The sequence below is a fragment of the Steroidobacter cummioxidans genome, assembly GCF_003104955.1.
Window position 1 is genome coordinate 114886 of the sequence record NZ_LSRW01000028.1, and the last position, 22274, is coordinate 137159.

The window sequence follows — 22274 nt, forward strand, 5'->3', positions numbered from 1 at the left end:
AGTCAGGGATCGATGCCTCCTGAAGCCGTTCAGTATCAATGCAGGAACCGGATCGGCTGGTCGCTGATCGATTATCCGCCAGTGAATGTTCTGGCAGCACCGGTCCGCGCCGGCCTCGCGCGTGCACTTGAGGCAGCGCTCGCCGATGAGTCTGTGAGGGCCGTCGTCATCGCCTGCTCGGGCAAGACGTTTTCGGCCGGTGCCGATATTGGCGAATTCGACGGGCCGATGACTGAGCCGACATTGCAAGCGGTGTTCGCGTCCATCGAAGCGTCGAACAAACCGATCGTCGCAGCTGTGCAGGGCGTGGCACTTGGTGGCGGCGTCGAGCTGGCGCTCGCATGTCACTACCGAGTGGCGACTGCGGATGCGAAGCTCGGCTTTCCGGAGATCACCCTGGGATTGATTCCAGGCGCGGGCGGCACGCAGCGGCTGCCGCGAGTGATTGGTGCGGCGGCGGCGCTCGATATGATTGTTTCTGGCGCCCCCGTCGATGCTGGCACTGCGTTGAGCCTCGGGCTGGTCGATGCGGTGGTCGACGGAGATCTGATGCAGGGATCGCAACATTTCTGCGATCAATTGATCGAGCAGGGTGCCAAGCCGCGCCCGACGGCCGCGCGCGTGGTCGAGGTCGCGGGCTTCGATGAGGCAGGGATAGCGGCTGTCCTCAGCAAACATTCGCGAGCTTTGAAAGGACGGATGACTCAGCAGCTCGTCGTCGAAGCACTCACTGCGGCCACTCAATCGGACTTCGATATTGGGCTCGCCATCGAGCGTCGCATCGCCGATCACTCGATCACGACGCTGGAAAGCAAGGCACTGCGCCACCTGTTCTTCGCCGAGCGGCAGGTATCGAAGGTGCCCGGCGTCGTGGCGGATTCCTCGAAAGCACCGATCACCCAGGTCGCGATCATCGGCGCGGGCACGATGGGCAGCGGCATCGCCACTGCGTGCGCCGACGCCGGCATGGCTGTCACTTTGATCGATTCGCATCCCGAAGGCATCGAACGTGGGCTGGCGTTGATCGGCTCGAACTATGAGTCGAGCGTGGCTCGCGGGCGACTGAGTCATGAAGAGGCCGCACGCCGCCGCGGACGCATCGTCGACTCGCTGGATCTTGGTGCCGCGGCCGGGTCGGATGTCGTGATCGAGGCAGTGTTCGAAGACCTGGCGCTCAAGCAAGCCATCCTGTCGAAGGTCGCTGCGTTCACGCCGGCTTCGACGTTGTTGGCGTCCAATACTTCGACCTTGTCCATCGCCGAGCTGTCACGACCCTGTCGCGATCCGCAACGAGTGGTTGGGCTGCATTTCTTCAGTCCGGCCCACGTGATGAAACTGCTAGAGATCGTGCGTGCACCAAACACCGATCTGGCTGCGCTCGGTCGGGCGCTGACCTTGGCAAAGCAGTTGAAGAAGATCGGCGTCGTGGCCGGCGATGCCTTCGGCTTCATCGGCAACAAGATGATGCTGGACGGCTACTGGCGCGAAGCGGAGCTGTTGATGCTGGAGGCCGCGACGCCCGAACAGGTCGATAGCGCAATGGAATCCATAGGCTTCGCGATGGGGCCGGCGCGCGTCAGCGATCTGGGCGGAACCGATGTCGGGACCAAGACGCGCATCGAACTGTTCAAACGCGAATCACGGCCGGATCCTTACTTTGTCATTGCCGATGCGCTGACGGCGATGAATCGCCTCGGGCAGAAGACCCGAAAGGGCTTCTACCGCTATCAGCCGGGCGCGCGCCAGGCGCTGCCGGATGATGAGGTGATCGAGCTCATTAGAAAGCTGGCCGCCGCTCGAGGTATCGCTCAGAGATCGATCGAAACGACCGAAATCGTCGAGCGCTGCCTGCTGCAACTCATCAACGTCGGGGCTGAGGTGCTCGAAGCCGGCGTCGCGATGCGCGCTGCCGACATAGACGTGGTGTGGGTGCACGGCTATGGCTTCCCGAGGCATCTCGGTGGCCCGATGTTTTACGCCGACAGCCTCGGGCTGAAGCATGTCCTCGGCAGAGTCGAGCATTACGCTGCTCGCATAAAAAATCGTAAAGACTACTGGCGGCCAGCGCCGCTGCTGGAAAAGCTCGCGCGGCAAGGCAAGTCGTTCGCGGACCGGGACAGCGAGGGGTCATGAGCAAACAAACGGCTTCCGTCTTCTTGCATCCGAAGGCCATGCGCGAGCAATCGCGGCCGTTGCCGGCTCGTATCGACCCCAACATGAGACAGCTACGTGCGCTGATTGCAGTCGCGCAAGGCGGCTCCGTGCACAAGGCCGCATCGCTGATGCATGTTACGCAACCAGCAGTGACGCGCGCGATCCATGAACTGGAGCAGGTCCTCGGGCTCGAACTGTTCGCGCGTACCGCCAAGGGTATGGTTCCCACCACGGTCGGCGCGATTCTCGTCGAACGCACTCAACGCGCGTTCGCGCAACTGACCCACGTCGAGCAGGAGCTGGCCGAAATGGGCGTGTCCCGCCGCTCGACTACGAGCATCGGGGCGAAGGTGACCAATCGGCACCTGAGAACGTTGGTGGCGATCGATCGCCACGGAACGGAAACAGCCGCCACCCAAGAGCTCGATGTCTCGCAGCCTTCGGTGACTCAGACGCTGCGTCAGTTGGAGCGCATTGTCGAGACCAATCTGTTCATTAGAACGGCGCGCGGCATGCTGGTGACCCGCGCCGGAGAGATCATGCTGCGGCGGACGAAGCTGATGTTCCATGAGCTGCAGCTGGCTCGCGACGACATCGCTGCCCAGTTCGGCAACATCAGCGGTCGCATCGTGGTCGGCGCTTTGCCGCTGGCGAGCACGCTGCTCGTGCCGCGCGCGGTGACGCGATTGAAACAGGAATATCCGGATCTGCAGATCACCCTCCTGGAAGGCACGTACGAGTCGCTGCTGGAGAGCCTGCGTTGCGGCGACGTGGATCTGCTGGTCGGCGTATTGCGCTACCCGATTCCTTGCAGCGACATCGTGCAGGAGAAACTGTTCGAAGACTTGCTTTCGGTGGTCGGCCGGAAGGGACATCCGTTCGCCTCGGCGACGTCATTGAAGCTCGCTGACGTGATCGATTGCGAATGGGTGTTGCCGTACAAGGCCGCGCCCTCGCGCCGGGCTTTCGAGCAGGTCATGCACGCGGCCGGCCTGCCGCTGCCGAAGAATGCCGTCGAGTCCAATGCACTGGTCGCGCTGCGTGCGTTGCTGATCGAAAGCGACCGCCTCTCGATCCTGTCGCGCAACCAGATCCACTACGAGGAGTTGCACGGCATGTTGTCGGTGTTGCCCATCGACATGCGCGGCAGTGAACGCCCGATAGGCATCACCACGCGCGCCGACGCCAAGCGCTCGGTCGGGTTGCATGCGCTGCTGCGCCATTTGCGCGCCGTCGGCGACGAGATGAAGAACGGACATACCATGGAGACGAGCAGATGAAGCCGACGAATCTGGAAGGTGTATTGAGACAGGCGGGCAACCCGGTGCACATGCTGCGCACCTCGAAGATCGGGGCATACGTCTATCCGGTCGTACCGTACGAGTTCAGCAACTGGCGTGACGAGCAGCGCGGCTGGCGCGAGACCGCAGTGCTGTTCGATCAGACGCACCACATGGCCGAGTTCACGGTGAAAGGGCCCGACGCGCTCAAGCTGTGTTCGTATCTCACCATCAACAGCTTCAACAGTTTCCAGCCGAATCGTGCCAAGCAGATGGTCCCTTGCAGCCATGACGGTTACGTCATCGGCGATGGCATTCTCTTTTATCTGGATAAGGATGAGCTGTTGTTCGTCGGTCGCGCGCCGACGGTGAACTGGATGCAATTCCACGCCGAGAGTGGCGACTTCAAAGTAACGACGATCCGCGACGATCGGTCTCCTTCGTATCCGCGCGGCAAGCCGGTTACGCGGCGGCACTATCGGTACCAGATCCAAGGGCCGAAGGCGTCGCAGATCCTCGCCAAGCTCAATGGCGGACCGCTGCCCGATGTGAAGTTCTTTGCTCTCGATAACATCAACATCAAAGGCCAGCCGGTGCGTTGCCTGCGTCACGGGATGGCGGGCGAGCCGGGTCTGGAGATCTGGGGGCCATACGAGCAGTACGATGAGATTCGCGAAGTCATCCTGGCGGCGGGTGAGGAATTCGGTCTGGTGCAGGTGGGCGCTCGCGCGTACTCGACGAATACGTTGGAGTCCGGCTGGATTCCCTCGCCATTACCGGCCGTTTATACCGGCGAGAGAATGAAGGCGTACCGCGAATGGCTTCCCGCCAATGGCTATGAAGCTACCGGCTCGATCGCCGGTAGTTTCGTTTCGGACAATATCGAGGACTACTATCTGACGCCGTATGCGCTGGGCTACGGTCCGTTCGTCAAGTTCGACCACGATTTCGTCGGCCGCGAGGCATTGGAGAAGTTGCAGCACCAGCCCCAGCGCAAGAAAGTCACGTTCGAATGGCATCCGGAGGATCTGGCGAAGATCTATCGGTCTTTGTTCGATCCGTCGATGCCGAACTACAAGTACATGGATATTCCGAACTTCAACTATGGCTCCTCGTCCTACGACGCGGTACTCAAGGGCGGGAGAGTGGTGGGGTTCTCGATGTTTGGTGGTACCAGCTTCAACGAGCGCAGAGCGCTATCGCTTGGGGTGGTCGATGCAGACATCCAGGTGGGTGACGAGCTCACGCTGCTGTGGGGAGAGGAGAACGGCGGCACCAGCAAGGCCACCGTGGAACGCCATACCCAACTCGAAGTGCGTGTGAAGGTCGCACCGGTGCCTTACGCTCGCGATGCCCGCGAGGGGTATCACCAGGGTTGGCGTAGCAAGCAGGCTTGAGGGTTTCATGACCTCTCTAAGGCTCGACGAGCTGATTGCGATAGATGTTCATACGCATGCCGAGGTTTCCTGCCGCAACCCGATGGACGAGGTGTGGCAGGAGTATGAGAAAGCGGCAAGCGTGTACTTCAAGGCGGGCAGCCGCCGGCCGACCATCGCCGAGACCGTGGCTTACTACCGCGAGCGGAAGATCGGGCTGGTCATGTTCACGGTCGATTCCGAACATCAGATCGGCGCGCGTCGCATTCCCAACGAAGAGGTGGCGGATGCGGCACGCGACAATGCCGACATCATGATCGCGTTCGCCAGCATCGATCCCCACAAGGGCAAGATGGGCGTGCGCGAGGCCAAGGCGCTGTTGAAGGACGGGGTGATTCGCGGTTTCAAATTCCATCCCACCGCGCAGGGGTTCTTTCCTAACGACCGGATGGCTTATTCGTTGTACGAAGTGATCGCCGAGCACAGGCTGCCGGCGATCTTTCACAGCGGCCACTCGGGCATCGGCACCGGGATGCCCGGTGGCGGCGGGCTGCGGCTGAAATATTCCAACCCCATCCACCTCGACGACGTGGCAGCGGATTTTCCCGAGATGAATGTCATCATCGCGCACCCGTCCTGGCCGTGGCAGGACGAGGCGCTGTCGGTGTGCTTGCACAAGCCCAATGTCTACATCGATCTGTCGGGCTGGTCGCCGAAATACTTCCCGCCGCAACTGATCCAGCACGCCAATGGCCAGCTCAAGCACAAGATGCTGTTTGGCTCGGACTATCCCCTGATCACGCCGGAACGCTGGATGAAGGATTTCGAGGCGGCCGGCTTCAAGCCGGAGGTGCGGCCGCTGATCCTCAAGGACAATGCGATCGAGGCGCTGCGCTTGCGGTAACGGGCACCGTGTCGGCAGGGAACCGTGCTTACGGTGGCGCGTTGCCGGATTAGGAGATGAAATCTCTCATGGGGGGCCGGCGATGCGTGGGAAGCCAGATTCTCCAAGCCGAATGGGTGAGCAGCGGCGCTACTTTCCCGACTGGACGCGACATGCTCGGGCGAGCAGCTTCGAGCTGGAGGCCGACCATAACTCTTATCTCGCGGGCGGATACGCGGAAGAATTCGGATACTGTGCGCAGTCAGGATTTTCGCGCAACGTGCCCGTGCTGGAGGACGAAAGCCCCGAGCTTTGCCGTGAGCGGCACCGCCAGGCGCAAGCGACGCATCCCGGATATCCGCTGCGAGCCCATCCATTGGCCGGCGACTTCGACCGGATGGCCCGGCAGCGAAGGATTGCCGCTCGTCAAAGCGGCGCGCCGGCGCAGCAAGTTACTGTGTCAGTGAACTACGGTATCTATTTTTCCGTCGACCAGCGGTCCTACCCGCGGGAGCAGGGCAGTCCGCAAGCTCGCGCGACGATCATTGCGACCCGGCTGACGGCCGCGTTGACCGCATTACGATGGGCACTCCGGCGCCGCTGAGCATCTCGGCCAACTCTATGGTCGAGCGGCAATGGGGCGTTTGATGCGCATGGCTTATCCACATTACGATGTGGGGCCCCAGTGCCCAGGAGCTGTGCCATGCCGTCCGCCAAACGCGCCCAGCCGAAAAGTGCCACTAACGTCAGTATTCGTCGCGACCTGCTGGAGGCTGCTCGCGCCTCGAAGATCAATCTGTCTGCCACACTCGAGCAGGCATTGATCGAGAAACTGCGGGAAGCTCAGCAGCGCCAGTGGCGAGAGGAGAGCCGTGAATCCATCGCAGCCTACAACCAACATGTAGAGAAGTACGGCGTTTTCTCCGACGGCAGCCGGAGCTTTTGATGGCGCAGTTACACGGTGTACAAGAACACGAATCCACGTAGCAAGACGACGTATCCGCTGCTGGTGGACGCCCAGGCCGACCTCCTCGATGAGCTGCAGACTCGGCTCGTCATCCCGCTGACCAAGACTCCGGCCTTGACGAAGAAACCCATTGCCCGGCTGACGCCATCCATCGAAATCGACGGCGAGCAATACCTGCTGATGACGCCCCAATTGGCCGGCATCGCGCGCTCGGAACTCGGGCCTGCGGTCGGCAGCGTCGCCGAGCAGCGAAGTGCGATTGTTGCGGCGTTGGATATGTTGATTACTGGGGCGTAGCGCAGGCCGCGGTCCGAGACGCCGGAACGACAGTTCATAGAGTCCCTGCGTGGTTGTTGCGCTCGGAGAGAGCAATTTCCATACCGACCGTTAAAGAACTTCTGTTCAATCAACAGGCAGATCCGTCGGCTCAGGCGCCGGCGCCGGACGAATGTAAATAGGAGCGACGGTGGGTGCAGAGATAGCCGTCGTTACTTTTTTCTGATATCAAGCAACCCGCGCGAATGTAACTTTCGCGACAACAAACATTAAGCGGGGCTCGCGATCCGAAGGGTACGGACGCGAAGGGACGTATGACTTCATTGCGTTTCGCGTTGATCGGGTGCTGCGCCTGGTTGCTGGTTGCCTGTAGCGGCGGCGGCGGCGGCGGCGGTGGTGGCGGGGGCGGAGGCGGGGGCGGCGGTGGCTCCGGTCAGTTCTCGATCGCACAGAACAGCATCTCGTTCGAGGCCGCCGTCGACGGTGCGAGGCCGGCGCCAGTGTCGATCAACGGCAGCATCACCGGCGTGAGCTCGACCGTGTATCTCACGGTGCGCCTGACGAATAGAAGTATCAGCAACGCCACCGTGGAGCTCACCGGTGAAACGACCGGCCGGCTCACCGTTTTCCCCAGGTCGCCGGCCGAATTGGGCTTGGGCACGTTCTCCGACGCCGTTACTGTCAGCGCCTGTCTCGATCCGGCATGCGCGCAACAGGTGTCGGGCAGTCCGAGAACGATTGCGGTTACATATAACGTTCGCGGCCTGAGAGTCACACCGTCGGGTACCCTGAATCTGGCGGCGGCTGAGGGAGTCGCAGCGGCGCCAGTGGCAGTCACCCTGCAGAACTCGACTGCCGGTACCTGGACTTCTTCGATCACCTATCAGGGCGCGGCCAATGGCTGGTTGAATCTCACGCCGACGAGCGGTCCAGTGGGTGCAGACCAGACGCTCCGCTTGAGTGCCAACGCGCTCACGACGCCGGGTACTTACAACGCGTCGGTGAGGCTGAGCTCTGGTAACAGCGCGACGGTGATCCCGGTGACGTACACGGTCACGCCGAATCTCAGCGTCGCTCCGGCCTCGCTCACCCTTTCTGCGGTGACAGGGCAGACTGCCCCTCCAAACGGTGTGAGCACTGCGGTTTCTGCGGCCCGCGGCACGACGGCGTTCACGACATCCATTAGTTATGGGGCCGGCGCATCAGGTTGGCTCGCGGTGAGCGGCAGCAGCGCACCGGGTACGCTGTCGGTGGTGCCGCAGACGGTTGCGCTTGCGCCGGGCGTCTACAACGCGACAGTTACGTTGACGCCGACGGCCGGCGGCACACCGATCACTGTGCCTGTGACATATACCCTGGTTCCATCCGAGCTTACATTCAACCCCGTTCTGGCGACTTTCAGCATCAACGTGTCTTCTACCAGCGCTGCCTCGTTCGTGCAGCGAACCGTGCAAACTGGCGATACAGGGGCGCCATTGACATGGACCACGCAGGAGTCGTCGCCCTGGCTGGAAGTCACAGCCAGCGGCAGCTCGGGTCAGGCTGCTCGAGTGACAGTGTTACCGGCCGCGCTGGCTACCATGCGAAACGGTACCCACACCGCCACGATCAATTTCACTTACAACGGTACGTCGGTTTCGAATCGACTGCGGCCGCTCACGGTCGAACTGTCGTTGAACTTGCCGACCATCGCTTACGCCATGCCCTACGTGGCCTATCTCAATGAGCAGAAGCCGCTGATATTGCGTGGTTCCGGTTTCGATCAGGCGGGCATGGGGCCGGTGATGTTCGACGGTGTTGCCGCGCAGTCCGCCGAGGTGATCAGCGATACCGTCATTCGAGTAGTGCCGCCGTCGTTCGCGAGTCCGGCGCGGCCCGTCATCAGCATCGTCAATAACTTGGGCCTGGATCGCACCGATGCGGAGCTGGTCGCGCGGGTGAAACCCGACTATGGCAGCAACGCTTGGGATTTCGACATCGGCGTTCCTACCGGTGCCCGCGTGATCTATGACGCCGAGCGTGATTACGTCTTCAGCATGCGGCATTTCGTGGGCAGCGATCCGCCCGCGAATACGCGCGAGTCGGTATTGCGCTTCAGCCTGGATCCGCGTGGTACGGGTGCCGCCTTCAGTTTGCAACGTTTTCCTTGGATCGAAGATATCGGGTTGAGCCCGAACGGCAAGACTCTATTCGTGCTCACGACGACGCAGCTGCACTTCGTCGATCCAGATACGTTGCTGGAGATCGCCCCGGCGGTAACGGTGCCGGCCACAGACAGACGCACCGACAGGCTCGCAGTGGTCAACGATGGCAAGGTCCTGCTGCCGTATATGGGCGTGTACTACCAGCCCTCGACGAATACATTCGAACCGCTGGGATACAACAGCAGCACGTCCATCTTGGCGGTGAGCGCCGACGGCAGCCGTGCCGTATTCGGGGGCTCGGTAGGGACTACCCTGATCCTGCGGACATACGATTCGAGCACCGGGGAGTTTGCGTATCGATCGGGTCCAGGGTACTTGTCGCAGCTGAGCTTGAACCGCTCCGGCACGCTCATTGCGAACGGCGGTGAGGTTCTGAATGCGGATTTCACGGCCTACGGCAACGCGGCCGCCGGCTTTTCGGCGATCCTGTCACCGGCCGGCGACCGGCTCTTCGACCTGCGATTCTCGCCCAGCCGCTTGCACGTATTCGATACGAGTTCGCCAGGGAGCACGCTGCCCGAGGTGCGAGTCATTCCGGGGGTGTTGGGTCCATATGCAAGAGGCATATCGCTCAACGGCGAGCACCTGTTCACGATCGATCCCGATCGGATCAGCGTCGTCGCTACGCAGTGAGCATGAAGAAGGGAATTCTCCATGCAGCACCGCTCATGCTGGTGCTCACCGGCTGCGGTACTCCCGAAATCGTCCGTTTTCCGGCCGACGATCAGTCGGCCAAGCTGAGATACGTCACCACTGCAGCACTCTCGGATTTCACGTATCTACGGCGTGTGGATCGTTCCATGTGTCCGTCGTCTGCGCAGTCGATGCTCATCGCAACGACCGGAACGCTGGAGCAATCCCAGATCGCCATGATCGGGTCGAGCGATGTAGCACAGGCGCTGGTCAGGGAGTTCAACATTCCCGCATCGGCGCCACTGACGTTTTATGTAGCAGCCAGCAGGTACCCGACGTACAGCTGCGACAACGCGGGCGTGTTTCAACCCATGCCTGGCCGACAGTACGAGCTCAGGCACATTGTCGAGCCGGTAACGTTCGTTTGCATCGTCGAGATTGACGAGCTACAGCAAGGCGACGATGGGCAGGTGATGCGGCGGCGTGAACCCAGCGCGCACTACTTTCACCCGCCCAAAAAGATGCAGGACTATTGTCAGGAAGCACCGCGCGCGAATTGAAGTGTCGATGATTCTCATCACCAAAGTTGCTTGCAAGGAGTCACAGTGACGCGATCTCCCTCGTTCCTCATCGAGCTTTTGCGGCTGTCGGCTTTATGCCTTGCCGCACAGCTGCTGTCCGGTTGTGTGAGTCAGACAGCGGTTTTGAACGGTTATACGAAACCCGCCACGGTCGCGCCGTTCGAAATTGCCGATGCTCGGCCCGCCGAGGAACGTGAGTCGAAGATCATGTCGCTACTGATCACGTCCTGTAACTATGGCGTGCATCAGGTAGGGGACAAACGCATGGTCCCGGATCGGCTCACGCTGCTGGGCGAAGATCTCAATGCCGCCATGGGGGCGCAGCTGGCGGGAAAATCTCTCGTGCTCAATCGCTATGCCGTGCACTTCAACAATGCACAGGCATTGCGCAACGGTGTCGCCAAGATGAATCCGGGATTGATCGTGGATATGCTGAAGGGAGTCGGCGCTCGTTGTCCACGAGACGAGATGAAAGCGGGCTGGTTCGAGCCGGACGATGTAACGACGCCGTACTCGCCGTTCATCGTGGAAGTGACGTTGACAGTGGATGGCAAAGCCCATTCGGTGCGCAGCGTCTATTCTCCCGACAAGGAAGTGTCGCAGACGATGGGCGATCCAGAGTCGACGGTGGCGCTGTTTGCGGCGATCAGGAAGGCCAATGAAAAGCTGATCGCCAGCCTCCGCGAGACTTAGCGGAGGGCGTCAGCACAGCGACCGATTGTCGAGGATGCGTTGCGCCTTGCCGGCGGAGCGTTCGATGGAGCCGAGCGGCGCAATCCTCACTTGAGCGCTGATGCCGATGTTCGCTTTCACGGCCTCGCCGAGCAGATGGGCGGCCTGGGCTGAAGCGTCGTGCTGGTCCGCTTCGACATGAATCGTCAAATTGTCCAACCGCCCGTCGCGGGTCAGCTCGAGCAGGTAATGGGGCGTGAGCGCGGGGATGCGCAGAATCAGCTCTTCGATCTGCGTCGGGAACACGTTGACGCCGCGCACGATCAGCATGTCGTCGGAGCGGCCGACGATTCGAGCCATGCGGCGCATCGAGCGAGAGGTCGGCGGCAACAACCGGGTGATGTCGCGCGTCCGATAACGGATGATGGGCAGCGCTTCCTTGCTGAGCGAGGTGAACACCAGCTCACCGAGCTCGCCATCGGGCAACACCGCGCCGCTGTCGGGGTCGATGATTTCTGGATAGAAGTGGTCTTCCCAGATGACCGGACCGTCCTTGGTCTCGAGGCATTCGTTGGCCACGCCCGGGCCCATGACTTCGGACAGGCCATAGATGTCCAATGCATCGATGTTCAACGTCGTTTCGATTTCGCTGCGCATGGCATCCGTCCACGGCTCCGCGCCGAAGATGCCGAGCCTGAGCGAACATTCGCGAGCGTCGAGGCCTTGTTTCGCGAACTCATCGGCGATCGCCAGCATGTACGAGGGCGTCACCATGATGATGTCGGGCCGGAAGTCACGGATGAGCTGCACTTGCTTCTGCGTCTGTCCGCCTGACATTGGAATCACGGTGCAGCCGAGACGCTCCGCGCCGTAGTGAGCGCCGAGGCCGCCTGTGAACAAACCATACCCATACGCCACATGCACGATATCGCCTGGCTGGCCACCGGCAGCGCGAATCGAGCGCGCGACCAGAGTGGCCCAGGTATCGAGATCGTTCGAGGTGTAGCCCACGACCGTCGGCTTGCCGGTCGTACCGCTCGATGCATGGATTCGGCTGATGCGTTCGCGCGGCACGGCGAACATGCCGAATGGATAGTTGGCGCGCAGGTCGGCCTTGGTCGTGAACGGAAACTTCGCCAGGTCGTCGAGGGTGCGCAAGTCATCCGGGTGCACGCCGCGCTCGGCGAAGATCCGTCGGTAATGCGGCACATTCTCATACGCGTGGCGCACCGACCATTGCAGTCGGTGCAGTTGCAGACCGCGCAGTTCGTCTTCACTGGCGGTTTCGATGGCTTCCAGCGGCACGTTCGCAGTCCTTGGGCAGGGTTACCAGTGCGACGGCCGTTCGATGTGATCCGCTGCCCCCGCGGCGACGGCGAGCTCATACATCAAGCGTGCATCGACGACGGCGGCCACTGCGCCATCGTCGTGATAACCCGCCAGCGGGCCGTGGACGACGGCGAACATGATCATGCCGTCGGGATGGGTGGTCGGTTCATGACGAATGCCGGCGCCTTCATAAACGTAGTGTCCGGCGCGACCGCGATCCTCGCCGTAGCTGAAGCCGCCTTCCAGCAGAATGCCTTCCACTGCACCCAGGTGGCCGTGCACCGCTGCGGCGTTGTCCGGCGACACCTTCAGCAGCATCGAGAAACCGCCGGTGAGGGCGTTCACATTGAGCAGCTTGAACCAGGTGCCGGGCATGACCCAGTCGGCCCAGGGCAGGGTGGACGGGTCGAAGAACGCCGATTTGTGAGTCGCGGTCGCTTTGACCGTGCTGTTTTCGCTGCGTGTGATCGATACGCTCGACATGCCAATCCCCCACTCAAGTGTAGTTCGGCGGATGGTAGGAGCGCGGTCGGTTCCCGGCATGACGAGAACCACTCAGGTGAGGCCACGACTGTCTGAGTGGAATACGCTATTGCCGGAGCCCTTGCCCGACTTCAGCCTGACTGACGCAGACTACAGGCGGGGGATCATGGGCAGGCTCGAAGGTAAAACGGCATTCATCACCGGTGCCGCGTCCGGTATTGGGCGCGCCACCGCGTTGTTGTTCGCAAGCGAGGGTGCATGCGTCGTAGCGGCCGACATTTCCGCGGCTGGCGCTGAGCGCACAGCGGAGCGGATCGGAGCGAACGCGCTGGCTTTGACGCTCGATGTGTCCAGCGAGCCGCAATGGGAGCAGGCCATGCGCCAGACGGTCGATCGTTTCGGTCGGCTGGATATTCTCTGCAACATCGCCGGCATCGGTCGCGGCGGCTCCATCGAAGATGTCGCCCTCGAGGACTGGAATGCGATGCTGGCCGTCAACCTGACCGGCACGATGCTCGGCTGCAAGCACGGCGTGCGCACGATCAAGAGCACCGGCGGCAGTGGCGCCATCGTCAATGTTTCCTCGGTGGGCGGCCTGGTCGGCATTGCCGATATCGCAGGCTATTGCGCCTCCAAGGGCGGCGTCACGATTCTCACCAAGTCGGTGGCACTACACTGTGCGCAGCGCGGCTATCCAATTCGTTGCGTCTCGGTGCATCCCACCTACGTCGATACGGAGATGCTCGACCCGGTTGCGGCGGCAATGGGCAGTCGTTCTGAGTTGCTCGCACGCATGGCGCGTCAGGTGCCGGTCGGACGAGTGGCGACGGCGGACGATATCGCGCGGTCCATCGCGTTTGTGGCCTCCGACGATGCGGTCATGATCGATGGCTCTTCTCTGCTCGTCGATGGCGCACAACTCGCGGGTCCGCCGTCCGCGCATTTCGAATGACAGGTTTGGAACGAACTATGAAAAGAGTCGAAGGGCGCGTGGCACTCGTGACGGGCGCGGCGCAAGGCATTGGATTGGCGGTGGCACAGCGCTTGCGGGACGAGGGCGCGATCGTGCTGATGTCGGATCTCAACGCGGCTTCATTACAGGAGTCGGCGCAACGCGTGGGTGCCAAGGCCATCGTTCAGGATGTCGCCTCCGAACAGGGCTGGATCGATACGATTCGCTCGATCCGCGAAGCGCACGGCGCATTGCATATCCTGGTCAACAACGCAGGCATAGAAGGCGATCCGACGGCGCCGAAGGATCCGCAGGGCGCGCCGCTGACCGACTGGAACAAGATCTTCACCGTCAATAGCGCCGGTGTTTTCCTGGCCTGCAAGCACGCGATGGCATTGATGTCGGAGTCCGGCGGCGGCTCCATCGTGAACGTCTCTTCCGTCGCGTCGCTGGTGCCGACGCCGTTTCTGACTGCCTATGGCGCTGCCAAGGCATCCGTGCAGCACCTCACTCAGTCAGTGGCGCTGCATTGTGCGACTTCCGGCTATCGCATTCGTTGCAACTCCGTGCATCCGGGCCAGGCGCGCACGCCGATGCTCGAAGCTTTGTTCGAGCGCATGGCGCGCCAGGCCGGCGTGTCGGTTGAGCAGTTCACGGCCTCGTTCGTGGCGCAGATTCCGATGGGCTCGCTGCAGGAGCCGGAGGATGTGGCAAATCTCGTGTTGTTCCTCGCGTCCGATGAGGCGCGCTTCATTACGGGGCAGGCGATTGCCTGCGACGGCGGCTTCGTCCTGGCTCATTGAGAACAGATCATGAATTCCAAAGTGGCACCTGCTGGCGTCATTCAGATGGCGTATGTGGTCGAGGACATCGCCGCGGCCATGCCGCGCTTTACCCAGGCGCTGGGGATCGGCCCGTGGTTCTATTTCGAGACCTTCCCGTTCGAGCGGCTCGAGTATCGGGGTATGCCGTCGCAGGCGAATCTGTCGCTGTGCCTGGGCATGTCGGGCGGGATGATGTACGAGTTGATTCAGCAGCGCGACGATCAGCCGAGCGTCTATAAAGAAGTCCAGCGCGAGCGCGGCTGGGGCTTTCATCACTATGCCATTGGGGTGACGCCGGCGGAGTATCAGCGGACCGTGGCCGACTATGTGGAGCGTGGTTACGACAAGGTACTGGACGCCAGGGTCTCCATAGGCGCGCAGGCTGCCTACGTCGATGCTCGTCGTGACCTGCAGGGCATGATCGAGATCATCGAGATGACGGCGCCGGTGCACGAGCTGTTCACGATGATCCGGTCGGCGGGCGAACGCTGGGATGGTCGCGACCCGATCCGACGCCTCGGTTGAGTCGCCCGGGCCGCCTGGTGTACGGTTGCCATCGGTTGCCAGACAACGATGACTGCTCGCGCAGACGGGGGGCTCCATGCACGGCGTGGATGTGGCTGACGACTCGATCGAGTCAGCCTTCGCGAAGATTCTTGCCTGCACCGATCACAGCAACGTAGACGCGCAGCTGTTGCGACCGGTGGCGGCCCGCATCGCTGCGACCAGCGGTGTGTATTTCAGGTTCACCGGCGCGCCACGGGCGGACTGCTACGCGGCCAGCTATTCGTACGCCGGCGACACGCCCGAGGCGGCCGAGGTCTACCTGGATCATTACTTTCGCCTCGATCCGGTGGTGCGCTCGGGGTTGCGCTGGCTGCACCACCCGCAGGCACCGATCGAGCTGGTCTCGGGCCTGTCCGCCAGCAGCGTCGACTTGCACGACCACGCGTATCGCGACGCCTTCCTCTATAGGTACAACATCGGGCATGTCATGGCGTTGATCGTGCCGTGTCCGATCGCGTCCGGCCCGCAGCTCATGTGCATCGGGTTTCATCGCTGTGTCGACGACCGGCCGTTCCAGGCGCATGAAGTGCGCGTTTTTGAGCGGCTGGCGCCGGCCATCACCTCGGCGATGCGGCTGCTGGCTTACCAGGATGCGGAGCGTCTATCTCACGATGTGCTGCATTCCCTGAGTCTCACCGGCGGCGTCGGCTACGTGATCCTCGATCATGATCTCGCCATCGAGAATGCCAACGCGCGCGGCCTGGCGGATCTCGACGTGAGTCCGATCAATGGGGCGGCGGCGTTGCTGGGCGAGGTGCGTCGCTTGCTGATCTGCGGCGAGCTGTCCGTCGATGGCGACGGTCGCAATGTGTTCACGACTGGCGGCAGCAGGCCACTGGAGATTTCAGTGTCGCGCCTGCGTAGTCCCGCTGGCCGCGAGCGTTATTTGTTGCTCACGAGTGAGCCGCTGACGGCGCGGCTGTTGAATGCCTCGACGCAGCTATTCGCTTTGACGGAACGTGAAAGCGAGATCGCTCGGCTGGTGGCGGCTGGTTTGTGTAATGCCGGCATCGCGATCGAACTGCGCATCGCCCTGCGAACGGTCGAGAATCACCTGCGCTCCATCTATGCCAAGGCCGATGTGTCGAGCCGCACGCAGCTGGTGTCGAAGCTGTTGCGCCTGCAATGAGCCCGGGTGTCTGAGTGGTATACGTCATGTAGGCCACTCAGGCCATCTGTCAGAGTCCGCCCCGAACAGACGCCACAGTCGAGTGGCGCTTACACGGGGGGATCATGTCCAATCGCACGTCTGCCGCTGTGCGTGTCGCCTGCGGCCTTCACTCCATCATTCCGATCGCGGCATTGGCGTGCGCGGCGGCCATGCCTGCGCATGCGCAGACCAGCAGTGCTCCGGAAGAGATCGGCGGCCTCACCGAAATCATCGTCACCGCGACCCGAAGCAGCGCCAATCTTCAGGATGTCGGTATCAGCCTGAGTGCGTTCAGCGCAGACGATTTGATTACCCGCGGCGTGCGCGATTCGACCGATCTGGCGCTGGTTGCGCCGGGACTGCAGTTCGCCGATCCGGGCGGATCGCCGATCGCCGGCCTGATCTCGATTCGCGGCGTATCGCAGAACGATTTCGCCGGCCACATCGAGCCGGCCAACGCTTATTACATCGACGAGGTTTATCAGCCGTCGAACGCCACCAGCGTGCAGCGGCTGTTCGACGTGGAGCGCGTCGAAATCCTGAAGGGCCCGCAAGGAACGCTGTTCGGTCGCAACGCGACCGGCGGCCTGTTGCATGTGATTACGCGCCAGCCGAGTCAGACGCTCGACGGTTATGCCGAGATGACCGTCGGCAGCTTCGATCAGCTCGGCTTCGAAGGCGCCCTCGGTGGGCCATTGAGCGACACCGTCTCAGCGCGCGCCGCGGTTCTGTACAACCGCAACGACGGCTACTTCAAGAATGCGATCGGTCCGGACTATGCCAACGACGATACCGTCGCTGGCCGCGTGCAGGTGAAGATCGAGCCTTCCGATCAGCTCGACATCTCTCTATTCGCCGACTACTACCAGATCCGGCCGATCTATACCGGTGCCAGCATGATTACCGGGGCTGCCCCGGACGCGGACGGTTTGGGCATCCGGCTGCCGCCGGGTTCGCCGACCGGCTTCGGCTATGTCGATGCCGACGGCGATCCGTACACCGGCGCGCTCGATTATCCGGGCCAGTTGGAGCGCAAGACGTGGTCGGCGGGAGCCAGGGTCGAATATCAGTTCGACTCGCTCACGCTCGCTTCGATCACCAGCTATCAAAAGCTCGAGAGCATCTACGACTCCGACAATGACTTTTCGCCGTTCCCCATCGGTATCTTCCAGCAGAACGCCGATGCGACCCATGTCACCCAGGAATTGCGCCTGATCGATTCCGACGGTGCGTTCCGCTGGACGGCGGGCGTCTACTATCTGTACATCGACGGCGACTATTTCCAGGGCTTCAATCTGCCGGCCTTCGATTCGTATCCGCGGGCGAACTACAGCGTGGATACACGCTCAACGTCGGCGTTCGCGCAAAGCGAATATGACATCTCCGATTCGGTGCGGCTGACTACCGGCGTGCGCGTGACGCGCGACGAAAAGAAATACGACTACACCGAAGTTTGTACCGGCGCGCTGTGCCCGGTGTTCATCCAGCCGGGCACGTTGGCGGCCAACGGCACCACGACGGACAAGCACGCGGAGACGGGAACGTCAGGGCGCGTGCAGCTCGACTGGTCGGCGACCGACGATCTGCTGCTGTATTCCAGCGTGAGCCTCGGCTACAAGGCCTTCAACTACAACGCGGGCTTCGTCGGTCAGGCGCCGCTGTCCATGTTCCGCTTCAAGGGCGAAAATCTGCTCGCCTACGAGATTGGCGAGAAATTCCAGTTCCTCAACAATCGCGCGCGACTCAACAGCGCCGTGTTCTATTACGACTACGACAACTATCAGGCATTCGATCAGCGTGGCTTCAACTTCACGCTGTTCAACACCACTGCCTCGATGTACGGCGCGGACGCGGAGCTGTCGGTCAGCGCGGGCGACGGTTATTTGTTTGGCGTCGGCGGCGCGTACCTGCGAACGAAGGTGGACGACGTTCCGATCGGTGCGCGACGCGTCAGCCGTGAAGCGCCGCAGTCACCGCGATACACCGCCAATCTATCCGCCAGCAAGGATACGCGTCTGAGCTTCGGTGGATTGAACGTGAACGTGACCGCAAGTTACATCGACGAGTTCTATGCGCAGCTGACCAATGCACCGGTGACTCGTATCCCGGCCAACTGGCTGGTCAACGCTCGCGTGACGCTCACGCTGATGGACGATCGATTGTCGGTCGCGGTGTTCGCGAACAATCTGCTCGATGAAGTACGCGAGACGTTTGCCTTCGACGTTTCGGGCGCGCCGCTCGGGGGCACCTACACGACCTACGGCAAACCCCGTTGGTACGGTGTGCAGACTCGTATCAGCTTCTAAGCCCATGTCAGCAACGCAAGAGTTCATTGCCGCCCGCGACGCCCTGTTGGTCGCTAGAGAAGATCAGGTAGCCGCGTGTCGCGCGTGGCGGCGACCGACGTTCACCCACTTCAACTGGGTGGCCGACTACTTCGATCCAATCGCCGTTGGCAATGCTCAGGCGGCGCTCCGCGTCGTGGACGATGCAGGACGCGACGAAGCGTACTCGTACGAAGCGCTCCATCTGCGTTGCAATCAAGTCGCCAATTTCTTGCAGGCGCAAGGAGTGGGGCAAGGCGATCGCGTGCTGATCATGCTCGGCAACGTCGTGCCTTTGTGGGAGACGATGCTGGCGGTAATCAAGCTGGGGGCGGTGATGATTCCGGCGACTACGTTGCTGGACGGCGCCGATCTCGAAGATCGAATCGAGCGTGGCCGCGTCAAGGCTGTGATTACGCATTCGCATCTCGCAGATCGCTTCGCGAAGCTGGGCACGATAGCTGTGCAAGTCGTCGTTGGACCGCCGGTGCAAGGCTGGCTTGACTACGACGCGACGTTTTCGCATCCGACGCAGAGCGACGCCGCGCCCACCCGTGCTGACGATCTGTTGCTGCTGTACTTCACGTCGGGTACGACGGCGAAGCCCAAGCTCGTGGCACACACGCATACCAGCTATCCGGTGGGCCATCTCTCGACGATGTATTGGCTCGGGCTGAAGCCGGGCGACGTACATTTGAATTTGAGCTCACCGGGTTGGGCGAAGCACGCGTGGTCCTGTTTCTTTGCGCCGTGGAATGCCCAGGGCACGGTGCTTGCCTATCAATATGAGCGCTTCGATCCGGTCGCACTGTTGAATGTCATCGAGCGCTGCGGTGTGACGGTGTTCTGTGCGCCGCCGACCGTTTGGCGCATGCTCATTCAACAAGATCTCAAGCGCTGGCGGCCGGCGCTACGCGAGGCAGTGAGCGCGGGCGAGCCGCTGAATCCGGAAGTGATCGCGGCCGTCAGGGAGGCGTGGGGTGTCACGATTCGGGACGGCTATGGTCAGACCGAGACGACCGCGCAGATCGGCAACTCCCCAGGCTTGTCGCTCAAGCCGGGTTCCATGGGATTGCCATTGCCCGGTTATCGAATCGAGCTCATCGATGCCGACGGGCGCATGGGCGACGAAGGTGAGATCTGCATCGACCTGTCGCAACGTCCGGTGGGATTGATGCAGCAGTATCTGGACGATCCGGAGCGGACCGACACAGTCATGCGCGATGGCTACTATCGCACCGGCGACGTGGCGAGCCGCGATTCAGCGGGCTATCTGACCTACGTCGGGCGCATGGACGATGTGTTCAAATCGTCCGACTATCGAATCAGTCCGTTCGAGCTGGAAAGTGTGCTCATCGAACACCAGGCGGTGGCCGAGGCGGCGGTGGTGCCGAGTCCGGATCCGACTCGACTGTCGGTGCCCAAGGCCTTCATCGTGCTCAGTGCGGCCGCTTTGCCTGATGCGGACACTGCACGTTCGATCTTTGAACATGTGCGCGCTCGCGTGTCTCCTTACAAGCGGATCCGTCGCTTGCAGTTCGCAGCACTGCCCAAGACCATCTCAGGGAAGATTCGTCGCGGCGAGTTACGTACTGCGGAGCACGTGCAACGTTCCAGCGATGCGCGTGCCACGGGCGAGTTCTGGGAAGAGGACTTCGTGCCGAAGCGTCGTTAGCGATCGGTCACAGGTCGACTGTGAAATACAATCTCATGCTGCGCGCGGGCTCGTAATAGAGCGATTCGCCGCCGTCCACGCTCCAGTTGAACTCATCCGTGACATTGGTGATCTGCGCGCGCAGTTCCGCTTGGTGGCCGGTCAATTTGAAGCGATAGCGCGCACCGACATCGAAGGTGATGCGCTCCGGCAGCTCGAAGCTGCTGTCACGTCGTATGTGCCGCGGACCAAGCGCGTTGCCGCCGATGTCCACACTCCAGCCATGCCAGGCGCTGGGTGCGTAATCGATGTTGCTCGTCAGCGCCCAAGGCGCAATAGACACCGGCCGGCGCGTGGCGACGCCATGCTCGTCGATCTGCGCATCGAGCAGCAAGCCGCCGAACAGATACGACAGCCCCGATTGCGTCGAGCCGGACACCGAAAGCTCGGCGCCGGTGTGTCGCACGGTGCCCGCAAATAGGAAGCGCCCATCGGCGAGCAAGCCGGCGTACGGCTTCTCGATGTCGAAGACTGCGGCAGTCAGGCGCGCGTTTCGCCATTCCGTGCGCCCGCCAATTTCGCGTTGACGGGTGAGAATGGCGGGAAGAATCTCTCCTCGATTGAGGGCATTGGTCGGAGCGACGCCACTGTCTTCGAGCCCGCGTGCCACGCTCGCGTACAGAACGAGGCCCGGCGTTGCTCGCCACGAGAGCGATGCGTCGTAGAGCGTGGGACGGGCGGAGCCGGACTCGATCTCCGCGCCGGTGCCGGCCGACTTGTCATAGCGAACTCTTTGCAGGCCGACGGTCAGCGCGATGCGCCGTTCCCACGACCCTCGATAACCAATGCCGACATTTGTTTGTTCGATGTTGTCGGCGGTGAGCGGCTCATCGAACGTCACAGCGGGGCGGGGCGCGGCTCCGGGCGTGGCGATCGTCGTGCGTCCCAGCGGAATCTCGACGTATCCGCCATATCTGCTATCGGTGCGGCGCCCCCGGACCGCGATCGCGACCTCATGCGTCAGAGCAGCCGAGCTCCACGCGCGCAGCAAGCGGATCTCGCCGGATGTTTTCAGGAAGCGTTGATTGGCGGACAACAATGCCGTGCGGTCGCCGGTGCCGCTCGCGTCGACATCGGTTATCAGCTCGGACATGTCGTCATTGATCAGATAGTGCGAATAGAAAACCCCGGCGCTGAGTCGCCATTGCTCGCTCAGCCTGGCCGCGGCAGTCAGGCCGCTCAGCGATAGATCGTAGTCGTAGCTCGACCAGCTCTGGCCAAGGAGTCGATTGCGCGGCGGCTTGGGGGGCAATGCGTCCGCGGCAAAGAAGAAGTACGGCTCGACCTGCCTGGTGAGCTCGCTGTGCTGATGAAAGGCGGTGAATTCCAGCGCCTCGGTCGGTCGCCACCGTTGTATCGTGCCCACTTCCCACGAACGCTGCGCGTTGCCTTTCTGATCGTGGCCGTCCGGTCGCCACTGCGCGCCTGTCGATTGACTCCAGGTGTCCGTGCCTAGCGCATAGTCCATTTGCAGGAAAGGGGAGAGATAGTGATCGATGCCGGTCCGCACGCTCAGCAGCGAGCCCGGCGACGGGTCGATCAAGTCATAGTCGAGCACGCCGGTGGGCGCAGGAAACAAATAAGCGATGGCGTTGATGCCGGCGCGAATGGTCGAGCCCGTCGAGACCCGTGAGGACGGCGAAGCGTCGACATCCATATACAGTCCGTCCAGTCGTACATTCGCAGCTACCGCCGGACTGAAACCACGCACGCTGTTCGAATTGTAGAGCCCGATGCTCTCCGCGCCGACAGTCAAACCGAAGGAGTCTTCGGCAGCGGTGATCGCCGATTCCTGACTGCGCTGCGCATAGGAATCGGCGACATGTGTCAATGTCGAGAACGCTATAACAAGCGATGCGATGAGGCGCTGGGCAGGATTTGACATCCACCCAGCTTATTTGCCGG

General features: G+C 62.0%; 19 protein-coding genes. 16 read left to right on the plus strand and 3 right to left on the minus strand.

Annotated elements, in window-relative coordinates; genetic code table 11:
• Positions 1-12 precede the first annotated feature (12 nt).
• The 10 genes from D0550_RS36405 to D0550_RS15880 all read left to right on the plus strand — a co-directional run bounded on the left by D0550_RS36405 (position 13) and on the right by D0550_RS15880 (position 11047).
• Positions 13-2133 (plus strand): 3-hydroxyacyl-CoA dehydrogenase NAD-binding domain-containing protein, encoded by a 2121-nt coding sequence (locus D0550_RS36405; protein ID WP_116810156.1) that lies wholly within the window; start codon positions 13-15, stop codon positions 2131-2133.
• On the plus strand, positions 2130-3434 hold the full coding sequence (locus D0550_RS15840; protein WP_116810157.1) for a LysR family transcriptional regulator: 1305 nt from the start codon (positions 2130-2132) through the stop codon (positions 3432-3434). Before D0550_RS36405 ends, D0550_RS15840 begins: the two co-directional genes overlap by 4 nt.
• Positions 3431-4831, plus strand: coding sequence for a vanillate/3-O-methylgallate O-demethylase (gene ligM, locus D0550_RS15845; protein WP_116810158.1), 1401 nt, complete (start codon positions 3431-3433; stop codon positions 4829-4831). Before D0550_RS15840 ends, ligM begins: the two co-directional genes overlap by 4 nt.
• Positions 4832-4838: 7 nt before the next feature.
• The gene (locus D0550_RS15850; protein WP_116810159.1) at positions 4839-5714 is read left to right on the plus strand and encodes an amidohydrolase family protein; all 876 of its coding nucleotides are present in this window, start codon (positions 4839-4841) and stop codon (positions 5712-5714) included.
• A gap of 112 nt (positions 5715-5826) precedes the next feature.
• Positions 5827-6297: a hypothetical protein gene (locus D0550_RS15855; protein ID WP_116810160.1), complete on the plus strand. Its 471-nt coding sequence runs from the start codon at positions 5827-5829 to the stop codon at positions 6295-6297.
• Positions 6298-6396: 99 nt separating this feature from the next.
• Entirely contained in the window at positions 6397-6639 is a 243-nt protein-coding gene (locus tag D0550_RS15860; protein WP_116810161.1) for a type II toxin-antitoxin system CcdA family antitoxin, read from the plus strand.
• Positions 6640-6654: 15 nt separating this feature from the next.
• The gene (locus D0550_RS15865; protein WP_116810162.1) at positions 6655-6957 is read left to right on the plus strand and encodes a CcdB family protein; all 303 of its coding nucleotides are present in this window, start codon (positions 6655-6657) and stop codon (positions 6955-6957) included.
• Between the two features lie 293 nt (positions 6958-7250).
• Positions 7251-9773, plus strand: a complete 2523-nt coding sequence (locus D0550_RS15870; protein ID WP_116810163.1) for a hypothetical protein — start codon at positions 7251-7253, stop codon at positions 9771-9773.
• Positions 9774-9775: 2 nt separating this feature from the next.
• Positions 9776-10333 (plus strand): hypothetical protein, encoded by a 558-nt coding sequence (locus D0550_RS15875; RefSeq protein WP_153067197.1) that lies wholly within the window; start codon positions 9776-9778, stop codon positions 10331-10333.
• A gap of 45 nt (positions 10334-10378) precedes the next feature.
• Positions 10379-11047, plus strand: a complete 669-nt coding sequence (locus tag D0550_RS15880; protein ID WP_153067198.1) for a hypothetical protein — start codon at positions 10379-10381, stop codon at positions 11045-11047.
• A gap of 9 nt (positions 11048-11056) precedes the next feature.
• Here D0550_RS15880 and paaK read toward each other — a convergent pair whose 3' ends face one another.
• Together paaK and D0550_RS15890 are read right to left on the minus strand one after the other, a co-directional pair.
• Positions 11057-12331 carry a phenylacetate--CoA ligase PaaK gene (gene paaK / locus D0550_RS15885; RefSeq protein WP_116810166.1) on the minus strand — a complete coding sequence of 425 codons (1275 nt, stop codon included), beginning with the start codon at positions 12329-12331 and terminating at the stop codon, positions 11057-11059.
• A 21-nt stretch (positions 12332-12352) separates the two neighbouring features.
• On the minus strand, positions 12353-12838 hold the full coding sequence (locus tag D0550_RS15890) for a 2,4'-dihydroxyacetophenone dioxygenase family protein (RefSeq protein WP_116810167.1): 486 nt from the start codon (positions 12836-12838) through the stop codon (positions 12353-12355).
• Between the two features lie 166 nt (positions 12839-13004).
• Here D0550_RS15890 and D0550_RS15895 point away from each other — a divergent pair, with 166 nt between their 5' ends.
• The 6 genes from D0550_RS15895 to D0550_RS15920 all read left to right on the plus strand — a co-directional run bounded on the left by D0550_RS15895 (position 13005) and on the right by D0550_RS15920 (position 20330).
• The gene (locus tag D0550_RS15895; protein ID WP_116810168.1) at positions 13005-13790 is read left to right on the plus strand and encodes an SDR family NAD(P)-dependent oxidoreductase; all 786 of its coding nucleotides are present in this window, start codon (positions 13005-13007) and stop codon (positions 13788-13790) included.
• A gap of 17 nt (positions 13791-13807) precedes the next feature.
• On the plus strand, positions 13808-14593 hold the full coding sequence (locus tag D0550_RS15900; protein WP_116810169.1) for a glucose 1-dehydrogenase: 786 nt from the start codon (positions 13808-13810) through the stop codon (positions 14591-14593).
• A gap of 9 nt (positions 14594-14602) precedes the next feature.
• On the plus strand, positions 14603-15139 hold the full coding sequence (locus D0550_RS15905; protein ID WP_116810170.1) for a VOC family protein: 537 nt from the start codon (positions 14603-14605) through the stop codon (positions 15137-15139).
• 76 nt (positions 15140-15215) lie between these two features.
• Positions 15216-16310: a helix-turn-helix transcriptional regulator gene (locus D0550_RS15910; RefSeq protein ID WP_116810171.1), complete on the plus strand. Its 1095-nt coding sequence runs from the start codon at positions 15216-15218 to the stop codon at positions 16308-16310.
• Between the two features lie 104 nt (positions 16311-16414).
• Positions 16415-18637 carry a TonB-dependent receptor gene (locus tag D0550_RS15915; RefSeq protein WP_116810172.1) on the plus strand — a complete coding sequence of 741 codons (2223 nt, stop codon included), beginning with the start codon at positions 16415-16417 and terminating at the stop codon, positions 18635-18637.
• A 4-nt stretch (positions 18638-18641) separates the two neighbouring features.
• Entirely contained in the window at positions 18642-20330 is a 1689-nt protein-coding gene (locus tag D0550_RS15920; protein ID WP_116810173.1) for an AMP-binding protein, read from the plus strand.
• A gap of 7 nt (positions 20331-20337) precedes the next feature.
• Here D0550_RS15920 and D0550_RS15925 read toward each other — a convergent pair whose 3' ends face one another.
• A complete protein-coding gene (locus D0550_RS15925; RefSeq protein WP_153067199.1) occupies positions 20338-22254 on the minus strand; it encodes a TonB-dependent receptor domain-containing protein in 1917 nt (638 codons plus the stop codon).
• Between the last annotated feature and the right edge of the window lie 20 nt (positions 22255-22274).